This window comes from Pleomorphochaeta sp., from assembly GCF_050031695.1.
Taxonomy (GTDB): Bacteria; Spirochaetota; Spirochaetia; order Sphaerochaetales; family Sphaerochaetaceae; genus Pleomorphochaeta.
In genome coordinates this window covers 1-19,778 of record NZ_JBNAIC010000071.1, presented here as the reverse complement: position 1 = coordinate 19,778, position 19,778 = coordinate 1, and the positions used below count along the sequence as shown (strand labels likewise).

Sequence of the window (19,778 nt, the reverse complement as noted above, 5' to 3'; positions counted from 1 at the left end):
TCTAGCCATACTTGTATAAGTACCTCTATGGTATTCAAGATATAATTCTCCAACCCACTTTGGTAAGTATTTATTATCTTTTACTTGTTCTTCTAGTATATGATAGAACTCTTTTGCATTACTATTTATTGTTTGAGGGCAGCCAGGAATTCCTTTCTCAAGTCTTTGTTGATTTTCAATCATGTCTTTAGTTGGGCCACCACCACCATCACCAAATCCATAGCAACATAGTATTTCATTGTTTAAATCTTTTTGACTATATCTTTCCCATCCACCTTTTATTTGACTTGGGTTAATATAACCATTATATGTTGTGAAATGTTCTGTGTGTTCACTTCCTTCAACTGCACCTTTTTTGTAATCTTTTGTTGAAATAAAATGTGTTAATACTTTTGTTCCATCTATACCTTCCCATTCAAATGTATCATAAGGCATTTTGTTAAATTCATTCCAACTTATTTTTGTTGTCATAAAATAAGATAGACCACATTTTTTTATAATTTGAGGGAGTGCTGCTGAATAGCCAAAGACATCAGGAAGCCATAAGATTTCACTTTGTTTATTAAACTCATCTTTAAAGAATTTATTTCCATGTATAAATTGTCTAATTAATGATTCACCTGATGCTAAATTACAATCAGCTTCAACAAACATTCCTCCATCGATTTCCCATCTTCCTTCTTTTACTCTTCTTTGTATTTCTTTAAATACTTTAGGGTTATTCTTCTTTACATATTTATATAATTGAGGCTGACTAGACATAAAGGTATAATCAGGGTATTGATTCATTAAATTCAATACTGTAGAAAAGCTTCTTAAGCTTTTATCTTCAGTGACCTTTAATGTCCAAAGCCAGGCACAATCTATGTGTGTGTGTCCAACACAATATACTTTTACATCTTGCTCTCCACAATATTTATTATAAAAGTTAGTTGTAATATTTTCTTGTGCTAGTTTTAAACTATTATAAAATAGTGAAGATTGTTCTTTTCTAAAGTCTAATAGATTTAGTGAATTGTTTAGAGCTTTTAGTATCAATATCTTATTTGTATCATTGTTATCTAATAACTTTGCAACATTATAAGGAACTGAAATATCATAATAATATTTTTCTATATCTTTATGTAATACCTTTATTGTTCCATCTAAAAGAAGGGAGAAGTTTTGTGTGCCTGTAAAGGCTGAGAGTATTATTCTATATTTATCTCCACTTTTAGCATTTTCACTTAATATAATGGATCTATGATTTACATCAAGACCTTGTACTAGTTTACCATTTACATATATTGTAAATTGTGGGTTAGTTGCATCCCAAAATGCTTCACGTCCTGTTTTTAATTCAAATACAACACATTTACCATCAAAGGTGTCATCTATTGTAATATTTGTTTCAAACCAATAATATTCGAAGTTTCCACCCCAAAGTTGAGTATTATCAAAATGTTTCCATTTTGATGTATCTAAGTTTTCTATATCAGTAAACTTCTCACTTGTTTTTATCATCTTGTAATCATTTACTGTCTTTGTATCTGAATATATTTGTTCATTAATGTATTCAATTAGTTTTCCTATTCTTTCTGATATTTGTAACATTTAAGATCCTTGTAATTTGTTTTTTTAATTTATTGAATTGTTTTATTATTAACCTTTAGAAGCACCTGCAAGACTGAAGCCTTTTGACATATAGTTTTGTGAAAGTATATATAAAAGAATTGAAGGTATTGCATATATAATTGAGAATGCTGCTAGTGGGCCATAAGCTATTGTTCCATGTTGTCCAAAGTATTGATACAACAATACTGAAGCTGGTAATTTGTCTTGTGAACTTAGTAAGATATAAGGTACAAAGAAGTTTCCCCAGCTACCTGAGAATGTGAATATAAAGGTAACACATATTCCAGGAAACATTAGTGGAGCTATTACTTTTTTAAGTGTTTGCATTGTGCTAGCACCTTCTATTTTAGCAGCTTCTTCTAATTCTATTGGTACACTATCCATAAAGTTTTTCATTAACCATATTCCATATGGTAATGAAGTAGCTGATAGATATAAAATAACACTTATTAAGCTGTCTAATATATGAAGTGTTAAAAACATCTTATATACAGGTACTATTACAGCTATCATAGGTAAAGCTGTCATAAATAATATTGAGTACATAAATACATTTTTATATGTTAAATTATATCTTGATAATGGATATGCTGCTAAGCCTGCAACTAATACAACTATTGTAGATTGAATTAATGATATTATTAATCCAACTGCAAAGCCTTGCAAGTTTTTATTACTTGATAAGACATTTATAAAATTAGATATTGTCCATTTTGTTGGCATATCCAATGCTTGGCTTGCATTTGTATCTAATGATGCAAGTACTAACCAAAGTAGGGGAAGAATAAAACAAATTGCTATTATTGTGAGAAGAATATATTGTACTTGATTTCGTTTTTTGTTTACCATTTTGTCTTACTCCTCATTACCTAATAGTTTTGTATATATAACGCTAAAGACAGCACCAACAAATAATAATACCATTCCTATTGCTGTACCTTGTCCTAATTGGAAATTCTTTAATCCTTGGAAGTACATATATATAGGTAGTGTTGTTGTAGAGTTACCAGGACCTCCGCCTGTCATAGCCCATATTAGTCCAAATACTCCTAATGTAGATAATGTGTTTAACATTGTATTTGTCATTATTGTTTCTTTTATATAAGGTATTGTTATTTTGGTTAGTGTTTGTATTCTTGTAGCTCCATCAACTCTAGCAGCTTCTGTAATTGAATCAGGAACATTACCTAAAGCAGATTGATAATTAAGCATAGAGAATGCAGTACCATGCCATATGTTAGCTAGAACTATTGTTAGCATAGGATGTGCATATAACCATTTAACTCCTGGTATATTCAGTGCTAATAGTATTGTGTTTATAGTACCTGATGTATCAAAGAAAGCAAAACAGCAAAGTGCTACAACTATCTCAGGCATTACCCAGCCAGCTAGAATACATGGTCCAACTATTGATCTAAAAGTTTGATTTTTCTTTTGCATAAAATATGCTATAAAAAAGCCTAGTAAAGTTTGACCTAATAAACTACCAATCAAAAATACTAAAGTATGTAATACACTTGCCCACATTCTTGGATCTGTAAACATTGTTTTATAATTCAATAATCCAATAAACTGATAATTTTTAGCATTAGCCCCTGTTAGAGCTAAATTTGTAAAAGAATAGTATATTGTCATAATAATAGGTATTATAAAAAAACAGATCATTAAGATAAAAGCAGGAAGTAATAATACTGACTTTTTTAGATCATATTTAAACTTGTTCATGTTATAAGATGATTTTGACATTTTTGGTATCTCCTAATTATATTTAGAATAAATACTGTTTAATATTAAAATAGCCTCATTAATTTAAAGTGTTTTGATAATTCAAAAGCTTTTATCAATGAGGCTATAATTAATTTTCAACTAAGAATAATTAATGTTTATTCACTCAATTTTGATATTCATTTTTATTTATATCATAAATTATAGTTCAACAACATTTTCTTTTCCAACAGTTCTTATAACATCTTTTCCATATTGTGAAATAGCATTGTCTATGCTAGTACCTGTAACAACTGATTCAACCATAGCTTGAATTGAAGTTGAAACTGCAGAATACTTATCATTTTGTGGACGGAAGTCTGCTGATTGTAAGAATTCTGTTGCTGTTTTAAAGAATGGTTGTGCAGCATATTCATCAATTGATGCAATGTCAGCTCTTGTACTAATATTTCCTTGTTCAATAATTGAATTAAGATAAGCAGCTTCAGGATCCATTAAATGTGTAATAAAATCAAATGTTAATTCTTTTGCATCTGAATTTTCAGGTATTGAGAATGCCCAACCACCAGCTAATGTAATTGTTTTTGGAGCTTGACCATTGTTTGTAGGCATAGCAGCATAACCAAATTTAGTTGCATAATCTGCTACAGGAGAAGCTCCTGTTTCTTTCCAGTTACCTGTTACCCAAATACCATCTAATGAGATAGCTAGTTTATCGTTAGGTAGATATTCACGTGCTGAAGTATTTGATGCTTGACCATTTAATACTAAATCAAGAGAAGGACCATATCCTTTTTCATAGATATCTTGAATAAATTGTAAAGAATCTCTAATTCCTTCGCTATCAATAATCCATTTGCCATTACTGTCTAATAATCTATCACCTGTTCCGTAAAGAAGCATTTCATAAGTTTGCATTGATGTAGCTTCCCCTGTTGCAACAGCTGAGTTACACCAGAATGGAACAACACCTGTTGTATTGTTTTTAATCTTTTCACAAGCAGCTAGGATGTCATCCCAATTTTGAGGTTCCCAATCAGCACCACTTTTAATAACACCAGCTTGAGTTAAGATTTCACGGTTATACCATAAACCTCTAGTATCTGTACAATATGGAATACCATAAATAGAACCATCAGCACCTGTTACAGCTTTTTTCATTGATTCGTAATAGCTTCCATCATTCCAATCAGTATATGTATTTACATATTTGTCTAAATTTGATAAATATCCAGCACTTACATCATTAGGTAATTGGAATGTATCTTCACATACTAAGTCAGGACAAGTAGAAGGATCAGATAGTTGTAGAGCTATTTTTGTAAAATAGTCACCTTCTGATGCAGTAATTGGAGCCATATCTAAGTTAACTTGATCTTTTTTATCCCAAGTATTATAAGCTTCTTCAATCCATTTCCATTGAATTTGTTCAGATCCTCTTCCATCATCTCTAAAAGTGTAAGTAATAGTAGGTTTTCCATTATCTTCAGCTGAAGATTCGCTAGCTCCACCAGCAAATAGCATACCCAAAGAAGATACCAAAAAAGTAATAATAAATAAAGTTTTTTTCAAAACCGCCTCCTTAAAAAAAATATATCAATCAATTATAGAAGTTGATATATAAAAATATTTTTTATATCTTTTATATTATGTTATGGTATATCATTTGTCAATGTTTATTTTTTTTATTTTTTGTTGCTTGTTTTATTGAATATTAGCTCTAAATTGCTAAAATATTAAAAATAATAGTAAAATAAACATATAATTGAAGATTATTTGATGATGAAGAACTTTATTTTTATTATATAAAGATATAAATTTAGTTGTTTTTGAATAAATGATAACATATCTATTATATGAATTATTAAAAAACATATCATTTAAATGATATATAAAGTATGCATATTCTTAACTTTTATATCAACTAGAGTTTTGTTTTTCTTAAATGTGTTTTTATTTAGAAGATTATTTTTTACTCTGTTTTTCTAGGAGGAGCACAAGAAGCTCTTTTTACTAAAGACATAGGTAATGTTTTCATAGAATTGCGTTTATTATTATTAATTTCATCGATGATGATATGTGCTGCTTCTTTACCTATTTTAGTGAAATCTTGAAGAACTGAAGTTAATGGGATTTCTTGATATTCTGAAAAGAGAATCCCATCGAATCCAACTATTGATAAATCATTAGGAATATTAATATTTAATAATTTAGCAACTTGGAAAATATATGATGCTACAATATCATTAATTGCTATAATAGCAGTGACTCCTGAATCATAAAAGTTTTGTACCATTTTTATATATTTTTCTTCATCAAAGTTTCTATTAAATTCTAAATCTATTTTATCAATAGATATATAATCAGAATTGTATTGTAAATTAGCTTTTTCAAGAGATTTGCAATATCCGAAATATCTATCTCTAACTGATGAAATTGCTTCTATAGAAACGTCTGATACAAAACCTATTTTTTTATGGCCTAATTCAATTAGATAATCAGTAGCTAGCATACCACCTTTGAAATTATCACTACAAACAGTTTTGATATCTAAGCATTGAAAATATTTATCTATTGTTACTAAAGGTACATTTTCATATTTATAACTATTTAAAATTTCATAACTGTGTAAAAGTGAGTAGGGGAAATATATAACACCTTTAACTTTATCTTTTTTTAGTTGTACTAATAGTTGCTCTATTTCTTCAATATTTGAGAACCTATAATATAGATTTGGTTTATAACCATTATCAATTATAACTTTTGTCATTGCTTCAACAGTTAGTGAAAAATGTCCAAAATCGTGAACAGAAGGGAAAATAATAGCTATGATTTCTTTTTGGTTGTTTGTGAAATTTTCAGAAGCATATTTTGAAGGTTTGACTTCTTTTATTAAAAATGTGCCTTTACCTCTAATTCTTTTAACATATTGATTTCTTTCTAATTCTTCTAATGCTTTTTTAGATGTTATTCTACTCACACTATACATATCTGATAGTTCTTTTTCAGAAGGTAATTTATCACCAACTTTATAAAATCCTTGTGTAATTTGATTAAAGAGTTCATCATAAATCATTTTATATAGTATAGCCAAAGTGAGATTCCTTTATCTGTTTTGTATTTTTATGTTGTAGTAATTTTACAATAATTATAAAAATAGTAACACATTGTTGAAAAAATTGTAAATATTATACTACATCAGGTTTAGTCTTTTAACAAGTCTTATACTAATTTATATATTGTAAAGTGCTTTATGAGTTTGAAAACTAATAATATAAATTTGTACTACAAATGAAAATTATGAAGTTTTTTGTGCATTTTTATGCCTAACTTGGACAGTATTCCACTCTAATCTAGGCATCATTATTCTATTTGGACAGTATTTAAATTTCTCAAATTAAGGATTAACTTTAAATAAAAGTAAGCGTCCAAGATTTAACGCTTAAATTTAATTTTAGAGATAGCACCTTTTTATTTTAGAGGAAGTGTTTACGTTTAAGATACCATTAATATAAATCGAAAATATATTGGAGTTAGTGCGTTTTTTTTTGGTGCGGCGAGTGCCTCCTCGCTTCATTTTTATTAATTATAAATTATCTCTTACATTTACCAAATTAAATTGATTTGTTAATTCAGATTGTAAATATGAATCATCTAGTAATATGATAAATTATTTTTTAATTTATTAGTATTAAAAGGGGATAATCTAATTCAGTATGAATTCTCAATTATTAAAATGAAAAGGATTTTTCTTTAAAAGTGCTTTGTAATTATGGAAAATTATGTGTTGTTGCTATAGTTGAAATTGCATGGTATATTAATTAATATAAAGAAACTAACTAATCTTAAAAGGTTGAATTTATGAGTATATATAACGGAACAAAAAAACATAAAATTTATTTACTTGATAACGATAAAATAAAGGAAACTTTTTTTAATATAAAAAATTTAAGTAAGGATGTCCCTTCAAAAGAATTAATTGATTTATTAAAGAAAAAAGCAAAAAAAACTGAATATAATTATAAAACACAAGCTTTAAAGGAACATGTAAATACCAATGGTTATAATGTAGAATTTTTATTTGGTGAAAATGAAAACAGAAATAATCAATTAAAATCATTTTGTAAAATATTTATTGATGAAGGAGCAAAGGTTTGTAATTTTAATACTATAACATTTTCTTCGATAATGTTTATATGGGAAAACGATAATATTTTTGCTGTAACTACAGGGCAAGGGTTTAGATTTATTACACCTTATATTGTTACGAATTTTGGTATGCAAATTGCTAGTAAGTTAAACCCTAGTTCATTAAAAGTTGCTGCAATAAGTAGTAATTCTATTGATAGTAATATTCATAGGAAATCTTTTGTATATTCACATGAAGTAGAATTTTTTAATATTAATGAATTAGATTCAATATATAATGAGATAGTTGGGCGATTATATGATAAAGAAGAAATAAAAAATATTTATGATATTAATGGTGATAAAGAAAAAACTAGTATTACAATTTTAGCACGAGATTATATCCAATTTGGTTCAGTTGCTGATTTTTATACTTTAATAAAAATAATAAAGAAATATGATATTCCTAACATTAAATCAGAAACTGATAGATTTAATATGATAAAGCCTTTAATAAAAAAAACTCATGAATCATTGATTACTAAAAATAACAATCAACTTATTAAGGAATTATATTCCAATATTTGTAATGAAAATTTATTAATTTTTGATATATTTAATAGAGATGTTGAAGCTTATATCCATGCTGATTATTATTCTATTGAATTTAATAGTGCTATTTTAATTGACGGAGATAGAATTGATAAAGAATTAATTAAAAAAGCTTATTTAAACTATTTAGAATTTAACCAACAAGAAGATTCTGAAGATAATTTTTATTTATTTGTTAATGAAGCAAAATTTAATTCATCAATAGAAGACAAAAATGGTTATGTTACAACGGATTCATTTTTGAATCATATTTCTGGAGAAATAATTGTTGGAGAAGATAATTATTATATTTTGTATGGTAAATATTATAAGTTAGAAGCTTCATATATCAAAAGGTTAACTCAAAGTTTAGAAAATAAAATATTAAAATCACGATATATAAACGAAATAGAAACAGTTTGGGAAAAAGAATTTGAAGAAGATGATTTTAATAAAAAAGTAGCAGAAGGACCAACTAGCGATTTTATACATTTACATAAAATTTTAATAAATAATATTGAGTTTGCAGATTTAATCAAATACGATGCTAAAAAAGAACAATTTTTTATTGTGCATGTTAAAGATGGGTTTAATTGTTCAATGCGTGCTTTAGAAAGACAAGTTATTTTATCTATAAATTTGTTAAATGATATTAAAAATAATGATGATTTTATTAAAGCTCTATATGAAAAAGCAAGAAGTAGTAGTTTAGAATATGTGAATAAAATAGAAACCTATTTTCCAACATTTAAAGATTTTCGAGAAAAATTAATATTAAGTGATATTGTATATATAATAGCGATAAAAACTAATAATCGAAATTTAATCAATTCAAAATCAAATATTGCTAAGTATTGTTTATTATCTTTAATTAACACATGTTTAAATAATAGTATAGAATTAAAAATTAATTTTATTAATACTGAAGAATGATTTTTAAATATATGAAAAAAAGAGGGTGGTGTTGAAGAAAATCATAAACTTCTTTTAATTATCTTTAGTTGTTTTTATTTATTGAATTATTTCTATTAAAGCGTGATATAGTTTCTTAAACTTGTCTAATTTAGATTGATAGTTATTAAACTTTTCAGTTTGTAGTAAATATATTTTTATATCTTTTATATCTTTTATATCTTTTATAAAATACATTTCAGTGATAAATGTTTCATATGAATTTATATGACCCTCTTCAATTAATTATGAACTTGTCGATATTATACTTGGTAAATATACACTATCACTATAAACGCTGATTGGTAATTCGAATATATTAGCAAATATTAAATCATTCATTTCTGTTAATGATCCATCACCTATTGAGGCTATAACCTTAGGTTTAACTCCTTATTTTTTTGTACCTTGCTTTAGTGAATAGGCTACACTACACCTTCTATTGAATTTATAAACATATCTACAAGTATTGTTTTAGGACTTAATACAAAGAAATAACCTCAATTATTAGTTTCTACAATACAAATCTAAGTTTATTTTAAATTTCATTATGTTAATGCATTCTATGCTCTAACTTGGACAGTATTCCACTCTGATGTGGACAGCATTATGCTACATTTGGACAGTATTTAAATTTCTCAAATTAAGGATTAACTATAAATAAAAACATTTAAAGGAGAGCCCAATATAGGAGTACTCAAATTAGTATGATTAAAGAAATTATTCGTTTAAAATTTGAATTTAATCTATCAACTCGTGCAATAGCAAGAAATGTCGGATGTAGTAAAAGTTCTGTTGCTAATATTTTAAGAATTTGTAGAATTCATGAATTAAATTATGATTCAATTGCAAAATACAATGATAATGAATTACAACAACTATTTTTTCCTAAGGAATTAGATTCTTCAGAAATAATTCTTCCTAATTGGAAAGATATTGATGAAGAAATCAATGCTAGAGGTAGTAGGAAAAATATTAAATTCATGTATGCTAAATGTGTTTCTAATAATGAAACCAATTCAAGTAGATCTTACTTTTATGAAAAATATCGTAAATGGAAGAAAGATTCTAAAGCTTATGTTTATTCACCGATAGAGAGAAAACCAGGACAAAACCTTTACATAGATTGGGTTGGACCTACAATTGATTGTGTAAGAGATTCTAAAACTGGAAAACTTAAAACTGCTTATTTTTTTGTAACAACACTTGGATTAAGTTCTTATCCATTTTGTATAGCCTGTGAACATATGAGTCAATCTTACTGGAACGAAGCTCATGTTAAAGCTTTAAAATGGTATGGTGGAATTAGTGAGTGCTGGGTTCCTGACAATACGAAAACGGCAGTAATAAGTAGAAAGTGTTATGACATTCAATTGAACCCTTTGTATCAAGAAATGGCTAGATTTTATGATGTTGCAATTATTCCTACTAGAGTAAGAGCTCCAAAGGATAAAGGTTCTGTTGAACAATTTGTTGGAGAAGCTGAAACTTGGATTCTTGAAAAAATCAAAGACAAAGGTGTGTTTAACAGTTTCAATGAATTAAATAATTTCATTTTTAAAGAAACAAAAGAATTAGCAAGAAAAGTAGATTCTGATAAAAAAATAAAAGTAAGCAGAGAAGAAATATTTCTTAAATATGACAAACCCCACTTACTTCCTTTGCCAGCAAATGATTATGAAATTTATGATTTAAAAACTGGAACTATCAGCAACACATATGCAGCAACATATAAAGGTTGTGAATATACAATTCCTTACCAATATGCATCTAAACCATACGAGCTACATGCTCGTCATAATCTAATTGAAATATATATTAATCATAAAAGAGTAGCAACTCATCAAAAGGCTCCAAAAGGAATTACTAGAATTTCTTGTGATACCCATATGCCTAAAAAAGATTTAAAATTCAAACTTCAAAGTAGAATGGAATCTAAAGATTATAGAGATAAAGCTCTTCAAATTGGTCCTAGTACATTAGAAGTAATTGAATATTGGTTAAACAAATATGATAAATCTCAACAAGGATATAAAATGTGCTTTTCAATAATCAATTTAATTGAAAGACATAATGTAGATATTGTTGAAGCTGCATGTAAAAGAGCAATAGTTACAAATACATTATTAGCTAAAGAAATATCAAATATCATTAAAACCAAATGTTATTTAATACCTAATGATAATATCACTGTAAGAAATAATGAGCCAATAATCCATGAAAATCTTCGGGGTGAATACAAATAAAAAAGGAGAAATAAAACAAATGAATCAACAAACATTAACAAGATTAAAAGAAATGAGACTTTCTGCTATGAAAGAAGAAATTGAAAGACAAGAAACTTTTGGCTCAACCTTAGAGTTATCTTTTGATGAAAGAATGACAATGATTGTAGATAAGCAATGGGAAAGAAAACAAAACAATAGATTACAAAGATTAATTAAAAACTCTGGAATAAGAGATACTTCAGCAGTATTAAGTGATTTTATTGAATCAGAACATAGAGAAGGTTTAAAAAACAAATTAGTACAATATGCTTCGTGTTCATGGATTTCTAACCATTTAAATATGATAGTAACAGGTGCCACAGGAACGGGTAAAAGCTTTGTGGCTTCTGCTTTATCCCATGAAGCATGTGTTCAAGGTTTTAAAGTAAAATATTATAGAACAACAAGATTAATAAAAGAATTAAATTTGGCTTATGCCAATGCCAAATATGAACGAATATTATTAGAATTAAAGAAAAGTGATTTACTAGTGTTAGATGATTTTGGTCTAGAACCTTTAACACAAACAGCAGCGCATGATTTATTAGAAGTAATAGATGATAGATATACATATCATAAATCAATACTTTTTGTTGCTCAAATACCAGTAAAAAACTGGCAAACTTTATTCCCTGATCCAACAGTTGCAGATGCTTCATTAGATAGAGTAGCTTTTAATTCTATCAGGATAAATTTGAAAGGCTCATCAATGAGAGAACAATTAGGAGAAAAACAACTAAAAAATTATAAATAAAAGTAAAATATGATTGAAAAAGGAAAGACGGAATGTTAACAATTTGTTAAGATTAAAGATAGAAATTTAATTTGTCCGAATGAACATAACGTTGTCCAAGTGTAGTGGATTATGCAATATTTGGATAATTTAGTTTTATAGTTAGTAAGTTCTCTTGTTTAGCTTTTACAATAAATCTAGACACTTGAGGACGGGAAATATTTAAAATAGCAGAAATTTCCTTTTGGCTCTTTCCTTCTATATAAAACATTTCGCATATTTCTAATAAGTATTTTACATTATCTAAACTTTTCATTATTAACCCCTGAAATTAATTTCAAGTATTATAATTAATTTCATCTTTTAACTTACTGTATCATAGAAAAAAATATATGCAATAAAAAAAGCGATTTGAACAGAAATTAATTTCGGGTCAAAATAGTAAATATAAAAATCAAACAACACCTTTTAAAGATATTATTTGATTTATTAGTTAAATTGATTATTTAGGATTTAAGTCACCGCTTGAAAATAATAATTGGAAAGAATTAGAATTGAATATTATTTATCGTTTCTATTTATATTTTCAGATTCTCAAACTATATTAACTATAGTATCAAATATAAATAAACCTATAGCTGATATTATACAATTAAAACCGTATTTCGTATAAAATGATTACTGGAAATACCTCAAAACAGTTTATCTTTAGCATTGCAGTGCCTTAAGTACTCGTTGATGGTGACTTATTATTTATTTGAATTTTAATTATTACAAAAAAGACTGGTGAATAAACAACTTATAAGTGGTGACTTATTTGGTAAATAATCAGTTAAATATAGTTAATTAAATATATTATTTAGTTAGTAGTGTCAAATAGATCAAATACATATTTTAGCATTATTTTTTTCAATTTCACTTGAGAAACCATAGGCAAAAGAGTAAAAATATACATAATTTTTATTATATTCTGAAGACCTAAAATATAGTTTGTCCGCATGAATCATATTAAAAAGATATCCTTTTTTCGAATTGATTTATATTTTACCGTTTACATAATCTATTTTACAATTCCAGCGTGATAGTAAAAATCAAGCTGTCTAACTATCTCACTGAAAACTCTCAGAAACCTTCTTTTCTATATTAATAGGGATATCAATTTCTACTTTCTTCAAAATCAATTTAAGCTTTTCTAAGTTACTCTCTTCAGAATGTTGGTTTATAAATTCAATTATTAAAGGTTTTAATGTCTCAATGTAATCTTTATTTGAAGGGAAATTCTCTATCCTATCTACTATTATAAATAATTTGTCTATTTCATTTGAAATAGGTTCTGTTTTTTTAATGATATTTTCTAAATATTTATATAAAGTAAAAGCGTTTTCTTCATTAAAAGTAATAAAATTAATATTAGCTTCAATAAAGGATTGTGGTATATTTGTGAAATCCCTCCATGTCATATCATTAATATTTTTTATTAAAACGTTTAAATTTTCTTTTTTTAATATAGAAAATAAATATTCCCAATTATTTAATACAGTTGTATTTGGTGTTATTTTATTATCACCCCATTCATTAATGTATTCTGATATAGCTTTATAATATTCAATTTCTAAATCGTTTTCATTTATTATATTTGATTTAAATATTTCTACAATTCTTTCTAAATTATCCTCATTGATAAAAATTTGAATCCATTGGTCTTCATTTAATTTTATAATATTTGTTTTAAAATAATCATTTAAAGATTTTTTATTATTTAGATTTGTATATATATAATAAAGAAATGGTAATTCAAGAAAGAATTTATCTGAGTTAATATCATTGATTTCATCAATAATTGAATTATTATTAACAACTAATTGAGTGAACTTAATTTTATCATCTTTTTGATTCAAGTCATTTATTACTTTTTTATACTTATTATATATTGGGAGTTTTTTTATTATAAAATAATTTATATTGTTATCATCAATAGCTTTTTTTATTATTGTAATTATTTGTTTATTATCTTCATAAGATAATTCCCATATAATATGTTCTATATTATATTTAGATAATAAATCCATTAGTTGTGAGGTATAAGTTTTTGCTACATTTTTCCATATAGAAAGGACTTTATTAATTCCATTACGAGTTGAAGACGTAATTGTTCCAGTAGGGTTGAGATTATGGGTTTCTTGAGGTATATATATTGATAATAATACAGCGTATTTGACATGATAAATGCTATTTGGATATATAAGATTATATAAACGAAAATCACGGAGAATACTAACCATTTCATTTTGATATTTCATATTGTTTATTGCTATATAAAATAGTGTATCAAGTAATTTTATTGTAATGCCATTATTACTTTGAATTCCTCTATTCCAAAATATATGATTCTTTATTTTTTCTATAATTGGTTTTATATCATATTCTCCAGCAATTGAAATATAATCAATTAAAGATATTATTTTATCTTCAATAGCTTTTCCTTGTGTAATGAGATTGCTTAATGGAATAATAATTGAAGTCGGTGGCTGTAATAAAGTATATTTTTCAGAGAAATTAAATGTCCAATCTTTCCAATTATTTAAATTTGAAGAAGTTATTTTTATTGGAATTTGGTGACTTTTAGGATATTTTTCACATATTGATTGATATATTTCAACGTTCTCTTTTGCATTAAATTCATTGTTATCAAACATAGAATTTAAATTATTAAACATTTCAATCCAAATTTTGTTTAATAAACTATTATCATTATTTATCATGATGAATAATGCATTATAATATTTATTAGTTTCCAATGAAGGATATTCAATAGTTGAATTTTTTATTATTTTTTTAAAATTTGTAAGATAAAATCTAGATTCATTTAGTTCCCATATACTATTTATTATTGCATATATAGATTGAAGTAATTTTAATTTGTTCAAATCTTTATCAATTATAGTTTTGAAAATACTCATAAATCCTTCATTATGTGATAAATATAGTTCTTTTAGTTCTTCCTTATTTCCATTATTTAATGCATTCATAATAGGTTCTCTTAAGAGTAGTTGTTTTCCATATACTGCATTTACTCCAAATAAAATACCTGATAATTGATATTTGCAATCTTTAGGGAGCATTGTTATATGTTCAGAATCTGGTATAGTATTTTTTAATAAACCTTGTTTTATTTCTTCTTGTGTTTTTAATTTAAGAAATTTTATATAAGCATAATAGGCGATACATTCAATTGATATATTATTTTTAGATGATAATATTTTTTGTACTCCAACTTGATTAATATAAGTTTTTATTTCTCTAGGACTTGGGATGTCTGCAATAGATTCTCTTGAATTTATAAATATTTTTAAAACTATGGCTTTATCTTTTTCGTTTAAATTTGGTAATGATTCTTTTATCATATTTTTTGTAAATTGAACCCAACTTGTTTGTACTTGGAAAGGGATTTCAAATCGCAATTGAAAACATTTATCAAAAAAAGATTGTTTTAGTATATGATTACTATTTAAAGAGTTTTCGATTTTTGCAGTGTATTGATCAGCATCTGTGTTAGTATTAACTGCAGTTTTTTCTGAAGGTTTTTGTGGTTTTAAATTATTACTTGATTTATAAATATCGTTTTCCCATAATTTTGCTAATCCATTTTCATCATAAGGAATAATTATCCATAAACGTTTAGTTATGTCTTTTTTCCTAGTATTTGGATTTTTATTTTGTAAAAATGTTTGCATAGTAGACCATATTTTTAACGAATCCTGTGAATTTATACGATCTAAATTATCAATGACTAATATAACTTGTTTATCATTTAGTGATAAAATATAATTTAGAATATCATAAAAATATTCTTGAAATTCAATTGAGGATCTTTCATAATCTTCAGATATTTTTTGGGTTGTAGTGTCTGTAGTGTCTTCTCCTATGAATTTCCAATCTTTTGAATCAGAAAAATTTTTTAGATTTTTGATAACTCCTAAAAACTTTCTGAAATATTTATTTTTTACATTATTGCTACTTAATAAATTATTGAATAATTTCAAAAATTGTTTTATAAGAAATAGCACTATTAATCTGAAAAAACTAAATGCAAGTGGGGCTAAAGCAAATAAACTACCTATAAAAAATTTAACATGTAGTGGTTGATCAAATTTAAAAAAGGAAACTTCTTCAATAGGTATTGTAGAAATAATAGCAGCACCAAACGGAACTAAAGTTGTCAATGCCGATAAAGTATATCCTAAAGAAGTTGGGGCTTTTTTAGATTCTATATTCACCGTTTTCTTTTTTGAAGAAAGTATGTTTTTTTTATCTTGTAGAAATTCATCTTTACCCTCAAAATCAATTTGATTAATTATAATTTCAAGAAAAATTCTTCTAAGAGGATCTCCCTCATGTGCCCAAGCATCAATATAAAGATAGATATATTTATCTTTTTCTTTTGGCTTTGTAACTAAATTTTTTAATATAGAGATTACTGTTGATTTACCAGATCCCCATTTTCCTTCAAGTCCTATTGTTAGAGCATTATTTTTATGGGTGTCTATAATATTTTTTATACTAATAGCTACATTTTCATGAGTTTTATTTTCAAATAAATCTCTATCCGAAGAATTATCAGTTAAAACTTTAAATATTTTATTTTCCATTTAAATCACCCCAAAATATTGTTAAATCTTTATTAGTATAAATTGTTTTATTCCTAATTGCTAGATATGAAATATTTTATTTATATATATTTAATTCAAGTAAAAAATTAGTTAAAAAGTTATTTGTAATATAAATATTAATGAAAAGTTGACGATTAATAAGTATTAAATAATATTTTAAAAAATGGTCTGCATACAATTTTATTTACACTTTAGGAGAAACTGCTTTCTAAATAGTTTGCAACTGTTTTTAGTATTTTAGCCCTATTTCTTATAGTGTCAATTCTGGGTTATAAATAATTGGTAAAGTTCCTTTAGAATTTTTCGGCTTAATCACAAACTTTATGGGATTTTATTTGATGGAGGATTCCTCACATAAGTTTTCTTACTTGCATCGAAGAGCTTTAAAAAGAAATAATCATCAGCTAAATACCCTTAACCATGTCATCTTATAGTTTTAATTCTGTTATTAATTTCTTCTATCTTTACAGCTGATATATTATATTTAAGAAGCTTTTATAGATGGTTAGTAATTTGATTTTATCTGATTGAATTAATTCAATTATGTATATACTTTTTTTTAAATATTTTTAATACTATCAAAAAAAATATGGAGAGAGAAAGAAAATGAAAAAAATTATTGCTATTTTATTAGTATGTTTTGCTTTTGCAGGAAGTTTATTTGCTGAAGGTCAAATTGAAGAGGTTAGTGTAGATAAAAGTCCTATTGGTATTATTAGTGCTATGGATTCTGAAGTAGATTATCTACTTTCTATTGCTGATATAGCATCAACAAAAGAAATTGGTGGTGTTGTATATAATATAGGAACACTAGAGGGAAAAGATGTAGTTATTTGTAAAGCTGGTGTTGGTAAAAGCTTATCAGCTGCAGGAACAGCTATTCTTATTCATGAGTTTAATGTTTCTTCTATTATCTTTACTGGAATTGCTGGTAGTGTGTCAGAAAAATTAAGTATTGCTGATGTTGTAATTTCTACTGAAGTTATGTTCCATGATTATGGATATCAAACTGATGAGATGATTGAACTAGGTACTGATTTTGTATCTGAAGTTAAAATTAAAGCAGATCCATCTTTAGTTGAAAAAGCATATGATGCAGCTATTAAAGTATGTAAAGATCAAGATGTATTAAAAGGTTTAGTTGCAACAGGAGACCAATTTGTAGCAAGTGCAAATAAGGTTGAATATCTATCTACTGAACTTGGTGCATTATGTGTAGAAATGGAAGGAGCTTCTGTTGGTTATGTAGCTTCTCAATATAATGTTCCTTTTGTTGTAATTAGAGGTATGAGTGATAAAGCTGATGGCATAGCTCATGAAACATATGAACAATGGTGGGTTGTTGTTGCTGATAACTCAGGTAAGATTGTTCAAGAAATGGTTAAATCAATGTAATTGTTAATTATAAAAAGAAAGAGATGTCTCAATATTTGAGGCATCTTTTTATCTTATGTAAATTAATTAAATTGATATTGTTTATTTTAATCTCACATTATATTTTATAATAAAAGGCAAGTATGGAAGAAAGCAAAAAAAAAAGGTTAGAAAAATTAACTAGGGACAAGTTATTTAAAGTCATAGTAGACTATTATAATGTTGATGAAGAATTTAGAAATTATATTGATAATTCATTATTAGAGAAAACTGATAATTTTGATAGATTGTTATCAATAATTAAAGAAATTGATAGTGAAACTAAATATACAATTAATTCTACATTAGAATCCTTTTTTAAAGATATAGAATTATTTATTAAAACTCCTAAAGATGCTGTTCTCTTATTATTTCATTTTTTTAATTCTGAAGAAATAATAATTGATATATTAGATCAAACAGATTCATGGCAAGATTTAGATTATGAGTACTATTATTACGATGCAATATCTTTAATAATGAAAGCTTTTAAAGAATGTGAAGATAAAGATTATGTGATTGAAAAACTTATTGAGTTATTTGATATTGAAGGAATATCTTATTATTATTCAATTACTTCAAATATTAATAATGTATTAAGTGTTCCTCAAATTAGACTTCTTATATCAAAACTATTAAGTAATATAGAGAAAAGGGAATATAAAGATTATTCTTTAATTGTTGATCTTGCTAAAGAAATACATGATGGAGAACTATTTGAAAAATATTCTTCATATATAAGAAATTCAAGAATTTCTTATTTAGATATAGCAGAAGTTTATTATAGTGATGAAAAATATGATGTAGCCTTAGAAAAAGCAAAACTGTTTAATCCGAGTTATCTACACCAAGAACAAGAAAAAAATGAATTGTTGAATAAGATATATGAAAAGTTAGGAAATAAAGATGAAGCATATAATACTGCAAAAACTCTATTTGAAAAAAGTGCAACAGTAGAAAACCTTGATTTATTAATGAAATTAACAATTAATGAATCAAGAGATGATTTAATAAATAAAAAAATAGAGTCTTTTTATAATGGTGGGGATATCAATTCTTATAAAGAAAATATAAGGTTTCTCTTAGATATAGATAGAGTTGATGAAGCTGAAAAGTATTTCTTTAAAAATATAGATAAAATAGATGATTTAAGAGAGTATTATTTACAAGAAATAATTGATGATTTTAAAGATAATAATAAGTATTTGGTTGCAACTTTGCTCTATAGAGATCTACTTTTAGAAATCTTAAATAATGCAAATTATAAAGCATATAAATATGGTGCTTCTTATTTTCTTGAGTTAAGCTTTTTAAGCAAAAAAATAGATAACTGGAAAGATTTTAAGAATCATGAAGAATTCCTTCTAGAAATTAGGCAAAAGCATTATAGAAAGAAATCCTTTTGGAGTTTATGTGGTATAAGCTAAATTATTTAAATGCTCTATATTTTAAATAATTTTATAAAAACTAATAACTTTAGTTGTTAATATATTTAGATAGTATTAGTAGAAGAAAAGATATTCATAACATTATAAATTATCTTGATTATAGTGAGATGCAAATCAAGACACTTTCTAAAATATTTCACGAATATTTCAGTAGTTTTTCCTCTTTTTTCGCTGCACCAGTAAATGCATTATAATAGATTTCATTTGGTGCATAATATCCCAAAGATTGGTGTGGTCT

Annotated in this window: 12 protein-coding genes; 5 read left to right on the top strand and 7 right to left on the bottom strand. The window is 25.8% G+C overall.

Features of this window, described 5'->3' with window-relative positions; genetic code table 11:
* The 5 genes from ACPKM0_RS12075 to ACPKM0_RS12055 all read right to left on the bottom strand — a co-directional run.
* Window positions 1-1,593: glycoside hydrolase family 38 N-terminal domain-containing protein (locus ACPKM0_RS12075; RefSeq protein WP_472476287.1), on the bottom strand; the 1,593-nt coding region annotated here is incomplete at its 3' end.
* Between the two features lie 48 nt (window positions 1,594-1,641).
* A complete protein-coding gene (locus ACPKM0_RS12070) occupies window positions 1,642-2,463 on the bottom strand; it encodes a carbohydrate ABC transporter permease (protein WP_472476285.1) in 822 nt (273 codons plus the stop codon).
* A 6-nt stretch (window positions 2,464-2,469) separates the two neighbouring features.
* Window positions 2,470-3,360: a carbohydrate ABC transporter permease gene (locus tag ACPKM0_RS12065; RefSeq protein ID WP_472476283.1), complete on the bottom strand. Its 891-nt coding sequence runs from the start codon at window positions 3,358-3,360 to the stop codon at window positions 2,470-2,472.
* A gap of 180 nt (window positions 3,361-3,540) precedes the next feature.
* The gene (locus tag ACPKM0_RS12060) at window positions 3,541-4,911 is read right to left on the bottom strand and encodes an extracellular solute-binding protein (RefSeq protein ID WP_472476281.1); all 1,371 of its coding nucleotides are present in this window, start codon (window positions 4,909-4,911) and stop codon (window positions 3,541-3,543) included.
* A 400-nt stretch (window positions 4,912-5,311) separates the two neighbouring features.
* On the bottom strand, window positions 5,312-6,433 hold the full coding sequence (locus ACPKM0_RS12055) for a GntR family transcriptional regulator (protein WP_472476279.1): 1,122 nt from the start codon (window positions 6,431-6,433) through the stop codon (window positions 5,312-5,314).
* 767 nt (window positions 6,434-7,200) lie between these two features.
* Here ACPKM0_RS12055 and ACPKM0_RS12050 point away from each other — a divergent pair.
* The 3 genes from ACPKM0_RS12050 (at window position 7,201) to istB (ending at window position 12,030) form a co-directional block, all read left to right on the top strand.
* Window positions 7,201-8,991, top strand: a complete 1,791-nt coding sequence (locus tag ACPKM0_RS12050) for a DUF6119 family protein (protein ID WP_472476278.1) — start codon at window positions 7,201-7,203, stop codon at window positions 8,989-8,991.
* A gap of 725 nt (window positions 8,992-9,716) precedes the next feature.
* On the top strand, window positions 9,717-11,255 hold the full coding sequence (gene istA / locus ACPKM0_RS12045) for an IS21 family transposase (RefSeq protein WP_472476276.1): 1,539 nt from the start codon (window positions 9,717-9,719) through the stop codon (window positions 11,253-11,255).
* Window positions 11,256-11,274: 19 nt separating this feature from the next.
* Complete coding sequence (istB, locus tag ACPKM0_RS12040) at window positions 11,275-12,030, top strand: IS21-like element helper ATPase IstB (RefSeq protein ID WP_464624126.1); 756 nt, start codon at window positions 11,275-11,277, stop codon at window positions 12,028-12,030.
* A gap of 109 nt (window positions 12,031-12,139) precedes the next feature.
* On the opposite strand, the gene ACPKM0_RS12035 is transcribed toward istB, so the two are convergent.
* Together ACPKM0_RS12035 and ACPKM0_RS12030 are read right to left on the bottom strand one after the other, a co-directional pair.
* Window positions 12,140-12,325: a helix-turn-helix domain-containing protein gene (locus tag ACPKM0_RS12035; RefSeq protein WP_472476274.1), complete on the bottom strand. Its 186-nt coding sequence runs from the start codon at window positions 12,323-12,325 to the stop codon at window positions 12,140-12,142.
* Between the two features lie 793 nt (window positions 12,326-13,118).
* Window positions 13,119-16,658, bottom strand: a complete 3,540-nt coding sequence (locus ACPKM0_RS12030; protein WP_472476272.1) for a P-loop NTPase fold protein — start codon at window positions 16,656-16,658, stop codon at window positions 13,119-13,121.
* A gap of 627 nt (window positions 16,659-17,285) precedes the next feature.
* Here ACPKM0_RS12030 and ACPKM0_RS12025 point away from each other — a divergent pair.
* Together ACPKM0_RS12025 and ACPKM0_RS12020 are read left to right on the top strand one after the other, a co-directional pair.
* Complete coding sequence (locus tag ACPKM0_RS12025; RefSeq protein ID WP_472476270.1) at window positions 17,286-18,074, top strand: 5'-methylthioadenosine/adenosylhomocysteine nucleosidase; 789 nt, start codon at window positions 17,286-17,288, stop codon at window positions 18,072-18,074.
* A 122-nt stretch (window positions 18,075-18,196) separates the two neighbouring features.
* Window positions 18,197-19,519: a DUF6880 family protein gene (locus tag ACPKM0_RS12020; protein WP_472476268.1), complete on the top strand. Its 1,323-nt coding sequence runs from the start codon at window positions 18,197-18,199 to the stop codon at window positions 19,517-19,519.
* The last annotated feature ends 259 nt before the right edge of the window (window positions 19,520-19,778 follow it).

Excerpts from the sequence above, each read along its gene's own strand:
- ACPKM0_RS12050 (WP_472476278.1), top strand. The coding sequence starts at position 7,201 with ATGAGTATATATAACGGAACAAAAAAACATAAAATTTATTTACTTGAT.
- istB (WP_464624126.1), top strand. The coding sequence starts at position 11,275 with ATGAATCAACAAACATTAACAAGATTAAAAGAAATGAGACTTTCTGCT.
- ACPKM0_RS12020 (WP_472476268.1), top strand. The coding sequence starts at position 18,197 with ATGGAAGAAAGCAAAAAAAAAAGGTTAGAAAAATTAACTAGGGACAAG.
- ACPKM0_RS12035 (WP_472476274.1), bottom strand. The coding sequence starts at position 12,325 with ATGAAAAGTTTAGATAATGTAAAATACTTATTAGAAATATGCGAAATG.
- ACPKM0_RS12070 (WP_472476285.1), bottom strand. The coding sequence starts at position 2,463 with ATGGTAAACAAAAAACGAAATCAAGTACAATATATTCTTCTCACAATA.
- ACPKM0_RS12030 (WP_472476272.1), bottom strand. The coding sequence starts at position 16,658 with ATGGAAAATAAAATATTTAAAGTTTTAACTGATAATTCTTCGGATAGA.
- ACPKM0_RS12065 (WP_472476283.1), bottom strand. The coding sequence starts at position 3,360 with ATGTCAAAATCATCTTATAACATGAACAAGTTTAAATATGATCTAAAA.
- istA (WP_472476276.1), top strand. The coding sequence starts at position 9,717 with ATGATTAAAGAAATTATTCGTTTAAAATTTGAATTTAATCTATCAACT.
- ACPKM0_RS12025 (WP_472476270.1), top strand. The coding sequence starts at position 17,286 with ATGAAAAAAATTATTGCTATTTTATTAGTATGTTTTGCTTTTGCAGGA.